The organism is Klebsiella sp., from assembly GCF_027492335.1.
Taxonomy (GTDB): Bacteria; Pseudomonadota; Gammaproteobacteria; order Enterobacterales; family Enterobacteriaceae; genus Klebsiella; species Klebsiella huaxiensis.
The window spans coordinates 13933-27255 of sequence record NZ_JAPUEW010000078.1 but is presented as its reverse complement, the minus strand read 5'-3'; the positions used below and the strand labels follow the sequence as shown (position 1 = coordinate 27255).

Annotated in this window: 11 protein-coding genes and 1 riboswitch; of the genes, 6 read left to right on the top strand and 5 right to left on the bottom strand. The window is 54.5% G+C overall.

What is annotated here, in order from left to right:
- Positions 1–11: 11 nt before the first annotated feature.
- The 3 genes from QVF11_RS23185 to QVF11_RS23175 form a co-directional block, all read right to left on the bottom strand.
- Complete coding sequence (locus QVF11_RS23185; protein ID WP_287859532.1) at positions 12–1022, bottom strand: ABC transporter substrate-binding protein; 1011 nt, start codon at positions 1020–1022, stop codon at positions 12–14.
- Between the two features lie 8 nt (positions 1023–1030).
- Positions 1031–3160: a TonB-dependent receptor gene (locus QVF11_RS23180; protein ID WP_287859529.1), complete on the bottom strand. Its 2130-nt coding sequence runs from the start codon at positions 3158–3160 to the stop codon at positions 1031–1033.
- A gap of 266 nt (positions 3161–3426) precedes the next feature.
- Positions 3427–4299, bottom strand: coding sequence for an arginase family protein (locus QVF11_RS23175; RefSeq protein ID WP_287859527.1), 873 nt, complete (start codon positions 4297–4299; stop codon positions 3427–3429).
- Positions 4300–4448: 149 nt separating this feature from the next.
- Here QVF11_RS23175 and QVF11_RS23170 point away from each other — a divergent pair, with 149 nt between their 5' ends.
- Positions 4449–5030 carry a TetR/AcrR family transcriptional regulator gene (locus QVF11_RS23170; protein WP_287859524.1) on the top strand — a complete coding sequence of 194 codons (582 nt, stop codon included), beginning with the start codon at positions 4449–4451 and terminating at the stop codon, positions 5028–5030.
- A gap of 64 nt (positions 5031–5094) precedes the next feature.
- Here the strand turns inward: QVF11_RS23170 and katG are convergent, their stop codons facing one another.
- Positions 5095–7272: a catalase/peroxidase HPI gene (gene katG, locus QVF11_RS23165; protein ID WP_287859521.1), complete on the bottom strand. Its 2178-nt coding sequence runs from the start codon at positions 7270–7272 to the stop codon at positions 5095–5097.
- 265 nt (positions 7273–7537) lie between these two features.
- On the bottom strand, positions 7538–8470 hold the full coding sequence (locus QVF11_RS23160; RefSeq protein WP_287859518.1) for a LysR family transcriptional regulator: 933 nt from the start codon (positions 8468–8470) through the stop codon (positions 7538–7540).
- A gap of 99 nt (positions 8471–8569) precedes the next feature.
- On the opposite strand from QVF11_RS23160, the gene QVF11_RS23155 reads away from it, so the two are divergent.
- The 5 genes from QVF11_RS23155 to QVF11_RS23135 all read left to right on the top strand — a co-directional run bounded on the left by QVF11_RS23155 (position 8570) and on the right by QVF11_RS23135 (position 13245).
- Positions 8570–9004, top strand: a complete 435-nt coding sequence (locus tag QVF11_RS23155; protein WP_142513980.1) for a DMT family transporter — start codon at positions 8570–8572, stop codon at positions 9002–9004.
- Positions 9005–9013: 9 nt separating this feature from the next.
- Complete coding sequence (locus tag QVF11_RS23150) at positions 9014–9475, top strand: DMT family transporter (RefSeq protein WP_112214891.1); 462 nt, start codon at positions 9014–9016, stop codon at positions 9473–9475.
- 59 nt (positions 9476–9534) lie between these two features.
- Positions 9535–9614: riboswitch (ZMP/ZTP riboswitch) on the top strand.
- Between the two features lie 19 nt (positions 9615–9633).
- Positions 9634–10266, top strand: coding sequence for a LysE family translocator (locus QVF11_RS23145; RefSeq protein ID WP_112214892.1), 633 nt, complete (start codon positions 9634–9636; stop codon positions 10264–10266).
- Positions 10267–10483: 217 nt separating this feature from the next.
- Complete coding sequence (gene mrdA, locus QVF11_RS23140; RefSeq protein WP_287859514.1) at positions 10484–12403, top strand: penicillin-binding protein 2; 1920 nt, start codon at positions 10484–10486, stop codon at positions 12401–12403.
- Positions 12404–12507: 104 nt separating this feature from the next.
- Positions 12508–13245 (top strand): glutamine amidotransferase, encoded by a 738-nt coding sequence (locus QVF11_RS23135; protein ID WP_287859512.1) that lies wholly within the window; start codon positions 12508–12510, stop codon positions 13243–13245.
- The last annotated feature ends 78 nt before the right edge of the window (positions 13246–13323 follow it).

The window sequence follows — 13323 nt, the reverse complement described above, 5'->3', positions numbered from 1 at the left end:
GGGGTTTTGACTTACCGTTGCGGCGGTAGCGCCTGTAAAATCCGCTCAGCCTCTTTCTTATTAAGCGGATAATCAAAAAAGCGCTGATAGAAATCACGGGTGACGCTCACCATATCAACATTGGCAAAGCGCTGAGGATGAAGCAGCTTAGCCGCCCACTGAATTTGCAATGCGCTTTCGGTGCCATAACGATCCCACGGGAAAACGCCTGATGGATTCTGCACCACCTGACCGTTTTTCACCGCGTTCAGGCTGGCGAAAAGCCCAGCCCAAGGGGATGTCTTCCAGTCGCCGCTGCCGGGGCCGAGAATGATAATGTCCGGCTGCCAGGCCAGCACTTTCTCCGGCGAAATCTCCTGCATATTGCCGTTAATTTCCTGCGCGACGTTCCTGCCGCCCGCCAGATGGATCCAGGTGTCAATCAGCGTATGGCTGCCGTCAACTTTGAGCGGCTTCAGCGATTGAATATGCAGTACCCGTGGGCGCTCATTGTCACTGAGTGACGCTGTTTTTTGCCCGACGATATCAATAACTGATTGAAGATATTGATTATATTCGCTAGCCCGCGCCAGAGCCTGTTGACTACCAATCACCTGCGCGGTAGTGGTTAACGAGTGCTGTAGCGAAGGATAGTCGGTAAAACGCATCTCCATAACCGGCAGGCCCGCCTGGCGAAACGCCGCGGCATCACCGTTATCTTTCGCGACAAATACGACCTGGGCTCCATGAGCGAGCAGCGCCTCGCTGGTGAAGTGCGGCCCGCGAGCGATAAGCGCTTGATGCAATTTCGGCGCAATATGGAACATCCACGGCCGAGCGTCGGGGCGGTTGACGGTAGCGACGATGTTATCGCCAACCCCCAGTGTCATCAGCAATGAATGGTGGGCGTACCAGCCTTCGGCAATCCTGTCCACGCTGTCGGGAAGGGTAACGTTGTGTCCGGCATCGTCGGTCACCTGACGGGAAGCCAGCGCCGGGAAGGCCAGAACAGCGCAGAGTAAACCAGCAGCTAATTTTTTCATTGGGCTCCTTAGAAGTCGAACTGCACTGAGACCGTCGCTTCACGCGGCGCGCCTAATTGCGCGCTGGCGTATCCCGCACCGGTATAACCGGTTAACGCGCCGGGAACGATATTGGTCCAGTAGTGACGATTGGTAATGTTAGTCACTGCTAACCTAAAGGTGGTGTCGGTATTGAACAACCGGGTGCGATAGTTGCTGCCGAGATCGACGGTGGTATAGCTGCCGACCCAGCTATCGTTAGCGTTATCGGTCGCGCGCCGACCAACGTAATGAATGTTGCCATTCACGTCGAGGCCCGGCAGCTGCTGGATGCTGTAAACCGCCAGCATATTGGCGGTAAAGCGCGGAAGACCGACCACCTGTTTATCATCCGCGTTGGCGCTTGAGGTGTCATGCAGGCGCGGATCAAGCCAGGTTGTTCCACCAAACAGGCGCAGGTTGCGAGTAACGTGGCCATCGGCCATCAGCTCGATCCCGCGGTTTTTCTGCGTACCGTCCTGGGTAAAATCGCCGTTGCCGTTGGTGTAGGCAAAAGGGCGCTCGGCCTGAAACAGCGCGGCGCTTAACAGCAAGTCTTCGCCCGGCGCATATTTAGCGCCGACTTCAATCTGATGGCTGCGGTAAGGATCGAGCACTTCTCCGGCGTTATTGGCCCCGGTCGGTGCGGTGTCGCCTTGCTGCATGCTGTTGGCCCAGGTGGTATAGAGGGTCACATTATAAATCGGTTTATACATCAGGCTGGCGGAACCGCTGACGCCGTTATCATCGCTTTTGCTGCTGCGCTGGCTGCTTTTGTTGTAGTTACTGACGGTAAACAGGTTTTCACTGCCGGAAAGCAGCAGGCTCCACTGCGGGTTAAAGGTCAGCGTATCGCTGAGTAAAAAGACGTGCTGGGTGGTGGTAGCCGAATGGTAGCGGTCAGTGAAGTCAGGGTAATCTGGCCGCTCAAAAGTTGGGTTATCGCTGAGTGATGAACTGCCTAATGTCTGGGTGCCGCCGCTGCGCGGATTATAGTTTTTCCAGACAAAACCGCGCATGCCGAGCGCCAGATCGTGCTGTAGCCAGCCAGTCTCCACGCTGCCGGTGAGGTTCGCCAGATAGCTGTTGATCGTAAAACGGCTGGCGGCTGAGTTGGCAGTCGTGGTGGTGTAGTTGCCTTTATTATCGGTAAGCGTATTGGTGACGGCGGTGGATTCGCGATCGGCAATCTGACGCAGCACGCCAACATCCAGCAGCCAGTTGCCGTCAAAGTCATGTTTGATATGCAGGCTACCGGTAGTGGTGGTGTCATCATTCCCGGCGTAATACTGGCCATATTTATCTTTCGTTGGATCCAATGCCGACGGGAAATGGGTGCCTTTGGCGAGAGCAAAGCTGCCGGGCATCCCTTTTTGATAGAAGTGGTAGTAGCTGAAGTTGCTCTCCAGCACGGTTTTATCGGTCAGCTGAAAATCCAGCGCCAGCCCGGCATACTGATTGCGCTGGCGGCTGCCGTGAGTATAGCCGCTGCCGTCCTGATCCATCAGGTTGAGACGATATTTAACCCGGTCGCCCGCATCCAGTGGTCCGCTCAGATCCAGCGCCGCGTTGGCACCTGAACCCGTGCCGCCGCCGACGGTTACCCGACGCAGCGGGACATCGGTTGGCCGCTTTGATACCAGGTTAAACATCCCCGCTGGGTTAGCCGGCCCGTACAGCGCGCCCGCCATACCGTTCAACACCTCGATACGCTGGAACTGCTCCGCCGGGTATTCGGTGGTTGAGACTGCGTTAAGGCCGTCAATCATACTGTTTTGTACTACGCTACCCTGCATGCCGCGGGTTTGCGGGCGCACGCCTTCGCCCTGTACGGAAGGCATATAGCGGTAAACGTCTTTAACGCTGCCGAGCTGCTGCTGGCGAATCAGAGAATCCGATATGGTTTGTACCGCCCACGGTACATCGAGAAGCTTGCGTTTGCCGAGGTTGCCCAGCGTCGCCTGCTTTTGTGCGGCAGGGGTATTGTCATCCAGAGATTCTGCGTTGGCCTGCGGCGCGGCGCTGACCACCATGGTTTCTTCCGCATGAGCGGTAATCGCCATAAACAATGAGGAGCAGGGAATAACCCCGGTCAATAGAGCGAGTTTCGTTAAGCGCATGAGTTTTAATTTCAGACTGATGAAAGTGGAATGAGGCGAGAGCGACTCACGTCTCCGTCTGAAGGGTACGAATTATAATTGTATGATGATTAAGGGTAGGGATGATCGATATGTATGTCAATATATAACGATTGTTGCCAGTCGTTAAACTTTGCCTGGTTCCGTTATTCGGCGCTTTTATTTAATTGATTATTATATAAATTTAATGACGTTCTCCCCATCAGGGAGTAGGCTCTGTTCCCCTGAAGGGCTCAGGGGAACGGCAATTACTTGAGAAGCGGTAATTCGGCAAGCATCTGCTTAAGGTTTATTGCGTCCCAGGGCAGATGTTCAGCGACGGTGAGTCCTACCGGTAATGCCAGCGCAGTAGCCTGATTTACCAGCGTGACCACTTCACTCATCGTCAGTTTCCCTTCGGCTACATCACCAAAATCGTGTTCACCGCGTCCGGGTCTGGCAAAGAGTACCGAGCGAAACAGATCGGGATTCAACACATCAAGATCGAGGTGGATCGCCAGATATTCAATACCTTCGCGGGTTATCCAGTCACTTACCGCTTGAGCGCCGTCTCTCACCGCTTGCGGATCGCAGGTCGCAATAGCGTGGTCGGCAATAAACTGAGCTTCATATTCCAGCGGGCTGTGAATACCGGCAATCATCGCTTTACGCGGCGATAGAGGCGTTTTAACGTCGCGAGTCAGCTCGCTGTCGCCCACGCCCATCAGCGCGCCAAGAACGTGAGCATGAGAGTGCGGATATTGTGCCGGGGTCATCACGTCCGGGTGCGAGTCAATCCACAGGATGCCGAGCTTATCGCCATATTTCTCAGTGAGATAAGCGAACGGCGCCAGCGAGACCAGGCAATCGCCACCCAGCGTCACAATGGTTTGTGGACGGTGCGCGGCGATTTTCTCCTGCGCATCATGCAGTTGGGCGACAACCTGGCGACGTCCCACAATCCCGTTTTCATTAACCAGCGGTTTATCGGATGGTGGTGTGACGGCGACTTCAGCAACCGACCCCTTCGATGCGGGAGCCAGCCAGGCAAGAAGCTGGGAACCAAAATAGTAGGGCGCATTGTTGCCGCCCTGCCACTGTGGAAATATCAGACGGAGATTGTTGTGAGTTGAGTGAGTCATGAAGTCCTCGGTTCAGATATGAACATGAAAATGAACGAACGTTCATTCACTCTATCTCTCAGCTGAAGTTTGCGCAAGTATCACGATACAACGTCTAGCCAGTCGCGCGCAAAAGAGGCTAAAATTGCCCATCGCTGGAGGTTGTAAAAATGTCAAAAGATTCAGAAACGTACCATAAACTGATCGTCGCGGCGGCGGCCTGCTTTGCTGAAAAGGGCTTTAACGGCACCAGCGTGCGGGAGATTGCTTTGCGGGCAGGGATTAGCCTCGGGGCAATGTATACCTATTTCAAAGGCAAAGATGAGCTGATTGAAGCGATCATCTTTGAGGAGCAGAAGTCCGCACTGGCAAAGCATCAGGAACAGTTTCACGGCTCCTGTTTCGAGCAGATTTGCAGTCTCACGACCTCGTGCATACAGGAAGTGGGCTATCCGTCATCCCATCAACTGTGGGTGGAGATCATTGCGGAGTCGGCCAGAAAAGAGAACCTGCGTGTGGCGTTTATCGCCAGCGATAAGGTCATGCGTGAAGGCGTGGCGGACATTATCCGCAAAGGCGTAGCAGCTGGAGAGTTTAGTCCACATGTTGACACGCAAGAGGCCACAATGACCATTTTCGCGCTTATTGATGGCTTTATTGGCCGCAAAGCGATAAATCCTGCGTTTAACGTTAAAACAGATGTGCGGAATTTTACAGTCATAATGGCGAGTATTTTGCAAAAGTTGCCGTGAACCGACTGATGGAAATAGGGAGAGAAAAAGCCCCGACAGGCGAGAAGCCCGTCGGGGGAAGGGATTACAGATCGAAGCGATCCAGATTCATCACTTTGGTCCATGCCGCCACAAAATCGGTGACGAACTTCTGCCGCGCATCGCTGCAAGCGTAAACCTCAGCCAGCGCGCGAAGCACAGAGTTGGAACCAAACACCAGGTCAACGCGGGTGGCGGTGTATTTCTCTTCGCCGCTCTTACGGTCGCGGCCAATAAACAGCTCAGACTGCTCGTCAGCGGCTTTCCAGACGGTGCCCATATCGAGCAGATTGGCGAAGAAATCGTTGGTGAGTACGCCTACGCGGTCAGTAAACACACCGTGCTTGCTGCCGTCGAAGTTAGCGCCCAGTACGCGGAGGCCACCAACCAGCACCGTCATTTCCGGCGCGGTCAACGTTAACTGCTGTGCCTTGTCAATCAGCAGCGTTTCAGTGGAAATACCCCCTTCAACGCGACGATAGTTGCGGAAACCATCGGCCAGCGGTTGCAGCAGATCCATAGCTTCAACATCAGTCTGATCCTGACGCGCATCGACGCGGCCAGGGGCAAAAGGCACGCTAACCTGTACGCCCGCCGCCGCCGCGGCCTGTTCGATACCAACCACACCAGCCAGCACGATAATATCGGCCAATGACGCTTTGCCCGATGCTTTCTGAATCGCTTGTAGCGTCGGCAGAACGCGGGAAGCAATAGCGTTGACCGGCCAGGATTTCTGCGGCTCCAGCGCCAGGCGCGCGCCGTTAGCGCCACCGCGTTTATCACCGCCGCGGAAGGTAGAAGCAGATGCCCAGGCCACTGAAACCAGTTCGCTAACCGACAGACCGGCATCGGCAATCGACGCTTTCAGGGTAGCGATATCATCGGAGGTCGGGTTGTGGGTGGCTGCCGGTAATGGATCTTGCCAAATCAGATCTTCTTTCGGCACTTCCGGGCCCATGTAACGGGATTTCGGCCCCATATCACGGTGGATCAATTTGAACCACGCGCGGGCAAAGGCTTCGTTAAAGGCCTGCGGATCGTTAAGGAAACGGCGGGAAATCTTATCGAATTCCGGGTCGAAGCGCAGCGTCAGGTCGGTGACCAGCATCGTTGGCTTGCGTTTTTTCTCCGGATTGAATGGGTCAGGAATAATCTCCGGCGCGTCTTTCGCTTCGAACTGAATCGCGCCGGCCGGGCTACGGGTCTGCACCCACTCATATTTATACAGGTTTTCGAAGAAGTAGTTGCTCCACTGGGTTGGGGTTTGCGTCCAGACCACTTCCAGCCCGGAAGTGATAGCGTCCGCGCCAACGCCGCTGCCGTAGCTGTTCGCCCAGCCGAGCCCCTGAGCTTCAATGGGTGCGGCTTCCGGTTCTGCGCCAACATGGCTGGCTGATGCGGAACCGTGCGTTTTACCCAGCGTATGACCGCCGGCGATTAGGGCGACAATCTCTTCATCGTCCATTGCCATATTGCCGAAGGTGGCGCGAATCGCGGAAGCGGCGGAGAGCGGATCACCGCTGGCGTTAGGGCCTTCAGGGTTAACGTAAATCAGCCCCATCTCGGTGGCGCCAATAGCTTGCTTATTCAGGCTTTCCGGATGACGATGCGCCAGCCATTCGGTTTCATTACCCCAGTCAACGTCCAGATCCGGTTCCCAAACGTCTTCACGACCGGCACCGAAACCAAAGGTACGGAAACCGGAGTTTTCCAGCGCTACGTTACCCGCCAGCATATAAAGGTCGGCCCAGGAAATTTTCTGACCATATTTCTGTTTCACCGGCCACAGCAGGCGGCGAGCTTTGTCCAGACTGACGTTATCTGGCCAGGAGTTTAGCGGTGCGAAACGCTGCTGTCCGCGGCCCGCGCCGCCGCGACCGTCAACGGTACGATAGGTACCTGCGCCGTGCCAGGCCATACGAATAAACAGCCCGATATAGCTACCCCAGTCAGCAGGCCACCACTCCTGTGAGTCTGTTAGTACGGCGCGGATATCGGCCTTCAGCGCCGAATAATCGAGCTTTTTGAATTCTTCCCGATAGTTAAAATGTTCACCCAGCGGGTTCGAACGATTGGAGTGCTGATTCAGCAAATCAACACGTAGTTGGTTTGGCCACCAATCGCGGTTGCCGGTACCACCGCCTGCGCTCTGGGTTGGCGCTTCGGCGTGGAAGGGGCATTTCCCTGCGGGTGCGTTATTCGAAGGGTCGTTTGACGTGCTCATATCAGGCTCCGTTTGCTTTTGTGAATGCCATTACGATATACACTGCTACCAATAAGCGATATTTGAATGAGTCTACGGATTTAATAGCTATTTCCGTTCAATTACTATTATGAAAACCGTGCAATTATTGTTGTTAAACGGTTGGTTATCAAAACCACCTCATTAACCATAGTCGTAACGAAGGGGTATAGGAAACGTTAAAGTGGGATCGCCATCGCCGAATGCTAATTGTTTGAGTTATGACAACTTTAGTGCGTATAACCGCTTAGTGCTGCCAGTATAAAGGTGTACCAAAAACGTCGATAAAATAGTCGATCACCGTGCGCACGTTCAGTGAGGGGTGCCTGGCATGAGGGTAAATGGCTGAAATCGGGGAAGGTACGCTGCTGATCGAGGCGCTATAATCGGTCATCAGCTTAATAAGCCTTCCCTCTCTAATCGCTTCGTTCACCATCCAATCAGGAAATAGCACCACCCCCATACCGCCCAGGGCAGAGGTCAGCAGCGCATCGGCATTGTTTGAGGCCAACTGCGGTGTTTGCGGATAGTGCACCCATTCTCCATCCGCAAGGCGGAACAGCCAGCGATTAGGTCCGTTTGAACCGCTGTAGACCAGCGTGTTGTGTTGCCGAAGATCCTCCGGTGTCTCCGGAATGCCGCACCGTTGTAGATATTCCGGGGCTGCAACCAGGTAGTGGTGCTGCATACCAAGCACTCTGGCATGAATGCTGGAGTCCGGCAGGCTACCGATACGAAAAATCACGTCGGTCGCTTCACGGTGCGGGTCGATAAAATCATCGGTCAGCGCCAGTTCAATTTGCATCTGCGGATACTGTTCCGTCAGGCCCGGCAGCCACGGCGCGATATGGCGCTGACCAAAATAGACCGGGGCGTTGATGCGCACCAGGCCACCAGGCTGGAGGCTCCGGTCCTGAAGATCGCGCCTGGCGGCGCTGAACTGTTCGCTGATGCTTCTGGCATGAACGGCAAACAGGCGTCCGGCTTCGGTTGGCACCACTGCGCGGGTGTTGCGATAAAACAGCTGTTGGCCGAGGGAATCCTCAAGCTGATGGATGACCCGCGACACCATAGAGGGAGAAACGCCTTCCCGCCGTGCGACGACTGAAAAACTCTGGCTGTCGTAAACAGCGATAAATAGCTGTAGCGCCCGAAAACTCACATTGTCTGCATCGCTCATTAATGCAATATCCGCAAAAGTGTTTCCTTGATTATATCGTTTTTTACATCACTCTGCTGCTTTATGCTCTGCCGCCTGATCAATAAGCGAGTAGCAATGATGCAGTTATTACTGATTTTTTTGGTGATTGTCGGCGGTATGGGATTGTCCGTTGAAGCCGGTCTTTTAGGACCGCTGGCCGGCCAGGTAGGGGATTTATGGGCCACATTCAGTATTTTTAGCGTTGGAACCGCGCTGACGTTTCTGTTGATGCTGCTGTTTGGCCCACGGCAAAGTCCTTCATTTTTCTCTTTGCCGGGCTGGCAGCTCACCGGGGGTATTCTGGGGCCGATTTACGTCGTCATCCTAACCGTTGCCGTGCCGGTTATCGGTATCGCCATGACCATGATCGGCATTCTTGCCGGTCAGGTATGCAAAAGCCTGCTGATCGACCATTACGGATTATTCGGTTCGCCAAAACGTAAAATTGATGGTCGGCGGCTTATCGCTCTGCTGTTTATCGTTGTCGCCCTGATTTTAATCGCCACAAGCTGAGGATATCTCATGAGTAGCATAATGATTTTGCTGGCGCTGGTTGGCGGCGCAATGTTGAGCATGCAGGCAGCGATTAACGGCCGTTTAGGCAGCCAGGTTGGCGTATTTCGTAGCGCGTTTCTCACTTTCGCGGTAGGGGGAGTGATTACGGCGCTGCTGATTTTTTACTTTGAACCCCGCCAGGTGGTTACGCTACTGGATGTACCGAAATGGCAGCTATTAGGCGCGTTTTGCGGCGTGCCCTATATTGTGATTATGGTGCTGGCGGTACAGCGTATTGGTACCGCAACGGCTACGGTGGCGGTAATTTTTGGTCAACTGGCCATGAGTCTGTTGATCGATAACTTTGGCTGGCTGGGAAATGATGCCATCGCTTTTTCGCCTGGACGGCTGGGGGCGATTATCTGCCTTGGGCTGGCGCTTTTCTTTATCTATCGCTCCAGTACGGCGGAAAAAGACAAAATCAGCTGAAAGAGGGCGCCTACCTGTTCAGGTGAGTTGCCGCTTGCCGACGAACGCGATCATACTGTTCTGCACCATGTTACTGGCGCTTAAGACAGGTTACTGTCGGGGAGCATGGTGTTAGCCGCCGCGCGCCTGGGCATCACTTCATTCACTGGAGATACGCTATGCCTGAATTTTCGTCGCTGCTAACCTTTGCTCTTGTCGCCCTTGGTCTGGTGCTGACGCCAGGGCCGAATATGATCTATCTGATTTCACGCTCGATTTGCCAGGGGAGAAGGGCCGGGCTGGTTTCCCTGGGCGGCGTGGCGCTGGGTTTCGTGTTTTATATGCTGTGTGCCGCCTTCGGTATTACCGCGCTGATCTTCGCCGTTCCCTATGCGTATGATATTTTACGCATCAGCGGCGTTGCATATTTGCTCTATCTGGCCTGGCAGGCGGTGAAGCCCGGAGGACGCTCGGTCTTTGCGGTGCGCGATCTGCCCGCAGACAGCGGCCGCAAACTGTTCTTGATGGGCTTTGTGACCAATCTGGCGAATCCAAAAATCGCCATTATGTATCTCTCTTTATTGCCGCAGTTTATTACTCCGGGACACGGCAGCATCCTCTCTCAGTCGCTGATACTGGGGTTTACCCAGGCGATAATTAGCGTGGCGGTCAATGCGCTGATTGTGGTGATGGCCGGACAGGTTTCGTTGTTTCTTGCCGGACGCCCTTTATGGCAGCAGTTTCAGCGCTGGTTGATGGCGACGGTACTGGCGGGGATGGCGGTTAAAATCGCCTTTGAGGCCCGTAGATAGCAGATGGTCCTCTCTGTATACCGGTTAATCGGTATTGACCTCTGTTGCGTTGCCAACAGAGGTCAATAGTGTGACGTTGTCACTTATTATCCCTCACATACTGATACATTTCTGCCAGATCATTAGCAACCTTTCGGTAGGGCTCCCGCGTCGATAACGCTATTCTTCCCCGCTTTTCCCTTTTCAGGCCCTTTGTAATCCAGGTAAATGACCGCTAATGTCCCTAATGAGAGATGAAATTCGCGACCACTCAGCGGAAGAGATGCTATTTATTCGCCGTGCTGTCATTGCTTTTCTACTGGTGGTGGTCTGCTTTGCCATCCTGATTATTAACCTCTACCGCCTGCAGGTAGATCAGCACGACTTCTATCAAACCCGCTCAAATCAGAACGACATCAAAATGCTGCCCATCGCGCCGAGCCGGGGGCTGATTTTCGACCGCAACGGCATTCCGCTGGTGCAAAACATCACCCTGTACCGTTTGCAGGTCATCCCGAGCAAAATCGCTGATATGACGGCGCTGCTGCAGCAGTTGACGCCGATTGTCGATCTCACCCCGGAAGATATCGCCGGTTTTCGCGACGATATGCATCACAACAGCCGCTATAAAGAGGTGACCTTAAAATCGGATCTCAGCGACGTGGAAGTGGCGCGCTTTGCGGTCAATGAGTTTCATTTCCCCGGTGTTACCGTTGAGAGCTATCAGCAGCGCGATTACCCCTACGGCGCAGAGCTGGCGCATGTGGTCGGCTATGTGTCGAAAATCAACGACAGCGATCTGCAAAAGCTGGCGAAAGCGGGTGAAGAAGAGAACTATGCCGCCGACCATAATATCGGTAAGCAGGGCATTGAAGGCTATTACGAGAAAGCGCTGCACGGCACTACGGGTTATCAGGAAGTTGAGGTGGATAACCATGGCCGGGTGGTGCGCTTGCTAAAAGAGGTGCCGCCGGTTGCCGGGAAGAATATCTACCTGACGCTGGACCTGCACCTGCAGCAGTATATCGAGTCGGTGCTGAAGGGGCAGCGTGCGGCGGTCGTTGCGGTCGATCCGCGTGATGGCGGGGTACTGGCGATGGTCTCCAGCCCGAGCTATGACCCAAACCCATTTGTCAGAGGTATTGGCTATCAGGCCTACCGTTCACTGCTCGATAACCCGGATCGGCCGCTGATTAACCGGGTCACCCAGGGGCTGTATCCGCCGGCCTCCACGGTTAAACCCTATATGGCGCTGTCGGCGCTGTCGGCTGGGGTCATCACCCCAACAACTTCTTTCTTCGGCGCGCCGACCTGGACGCTGCCGGGAACCCAGCGCCGTTATCGCGACTGGCTAAAGAGCGGTCACGGTATGCTGAATGTGACAAAAGCGATTGAAGAATCGGCGGATACCTTTTTCTATCAGGTAGCGTTCGAAATGGGCATCGACCGTATCCATGAGTGGTTAAGCAAATTTGGCTATGGCCAATCAACCGGCATCGATCTTAACGAAGAGTACGCCGGAGTGTTGCCGAGCCGGGAGTGGAAGCAGCGAGTGCATAAAAAACCGTGGTATCAGGGGGATACTATCTCCGTCGGTATCGGCCAGGGCTACTGGATTGCCACGCCAATCCAGATGGTGAAAGCGCTGACTACGCTGATTAACAACGGTAAGGTACAAAACCCGCATCTGCTCTATTCCATGAAGCAAGGCAACAAGGTCGAGCGCTATCAGCCGCCGCAGAATCTGCCGCAGGTTGGCGATCCGCATTCACCATACTGGAGCGTGGTGCGTAACGGCATGTATGGCATGGCGAACTTGCCAAATGGCACCGGCTATAAGCTGTTTCATACCGCACCGTATCAGATTGCGGCCAAGTCCGGGACTTCCCAGGTCTTTAGCCTGAAAGAGAACCAGACCTATAACGCCAAAATGATCCCGGTACGCCTGCGCGATCATATTTTCTATACCCTGTTTGCGCCATATCAGCATCCGAAAGTGGCGATGGCGCTGATTCTGGAAAACGGTGGCGGCGATGGCGTGGTTGCGGGGCCAACGGCGCGGGCAATTCTTGACCACATTTTTGACCCGGCGAATACGCCGGCGGCGCAAGATGCACAATCGACCGTGCCGCAGGTAGACAGCGCCGACGCGCAATAGGGCATTATTCACTCAAAGCATAAGCGTTAACGGATTGGTTATTTGCCGCCGTTAGCGCTTTTGCTCATAGTAGAGTTCTGTGTTGTTGTGAAAAAGGCGTTCTGATGTCGTTAAGCCGAAATACGCTACTTCTTATCCAGACCGGCACGCCGCCGGTCGAAATCGCCTCTGACCATGGCGATCTTCCCGCTTGGTTTGGCAATTTACTCGCGCCGTGGCGCAATAAAATCCGCGTGGCGCGGGTATTTGCCGGGGAACCGCTTCCCGCGCCAGATAGCGATACCATCGCAGTGATTACCGGTTCATGGTATATGGTGACTGAGCGCCTGGCGTGGAGCGAAATGACCGCCAGGTGGATCTGCGACGCGATGGCTATTGAGATGCCGCTGTTTGGCGTTTGCTATGGGCATCAGCTTATGGCGCATGCCCTCGGTGGTAAGGTGGATTACCATCCTGCAGGGCGCGAAGCCGGAAGCAAAACCGTTACTCTCTCTGCGAATGGATTGACTGACGGGCTGCTGGCTGACCATCCGGCCCCCTTCAGCGCACATCTTACGCACATGCAAACCGTAAGCCGGTTGCCGCAAGGGGCTACGGTGCTGGCTTCGTCGCAGCACGATCCGCACCAGATTGTTCGCTATGGCGAGCATGCTATCTCCACGCAGTTCCACCCGGAAATCACTCCGGAAATTGCCCGCTCGCTGATTGCTTACCGTCAGGCGGCACTGCGCAATGAGGGGATTGATCCGGACAAGCTAAGTCGTGAAGTCGTAGAGAGCCCGGTGGCCTCGGCGATTTTGACTCGTTTTGTAGCTAACTATTTGCCGCCGGATAACGTCTGATTTTTCCGTTTTGTATCACCGTGTATCTGAGCGCAATGACGATACACGGTGCGACAAAATCCCCCCTCTGCACGCACA

Coding starts and splice junctions, on each gene's coding strand:
- QVF11_RS23185 (WP_287859532.1), bottom strand. CDS start 1,022: ATGAAAAAATTAGCTGCTGGTTTACTCTGCGCTGTTCTGGCCTTCCCG.
- QVF11_RS23180 (WP_287859529.1), bottom strand. CDS start 3,160: ATGCGCTTAACGAAACTCGCTCTATTGACCGGGGTTATTCCCTGCTCC.
- QVF11_RS23175 (WP_287859527.1), bottom strand. CDS start 4,299: ATGACTCACTCAACTCACAACAATCTCCGTCTGATATTTCCACAGTGG.
- QVF11_RS23170 (WP_287859524.1), top strand. CDS start 4,449: ATGTCAAAAGATTCAGAAACGTACCATAAACTGATCGTCGCGGCGGCG.
- katG (WP_287859521.1), bottom strand. CDS start 7,272: ATGAGCACGTCAAACGACCCTTCGAATAACGCACCCGCAGGGAAATGC.
- QVF11_RS23160 (WP_287859518.1), bottom strand. CDS start 8,470: ATGAGCGATGCAGACAATGTGAGTTTTCGGGCGCTACAGCTATTTATC.
- QVF11_RS23155 (WP_142513980.1), top strand. CDS start 8,570: ATGCAGTTATTACTGATTTTTTTGGTGATTGTCGGCGGTATGGGATTG.
- QVF11_RS23150 (WP_112214891.1), top strand. CDS start 9,014: ATGAGTAGCATAATGATTTTGCTGGCGCTGGTTGGCGGCGCAATGTTG.
- QVF11_RS23145 (WP_112214892.1), top strand. CDS start 9,634: ATGCCTGAATTTTCGTCGCTGCTAACCTTTGCTCTTGTCGCCCTTGGT.
- mrdA (WP_287859514.1), top strand. CDS start 10,484: ATGTCCCTAATGAGAGATGAAATTCGCGACCACTCAGCGGAAGAGATG.
- QVF11_RS23135 (WP_287859512.1), top strand. CDS start 12,508: ATGTCGTTAAGCCGAAATACGCTACTTCTTATCCAGACCGGCACGCCG.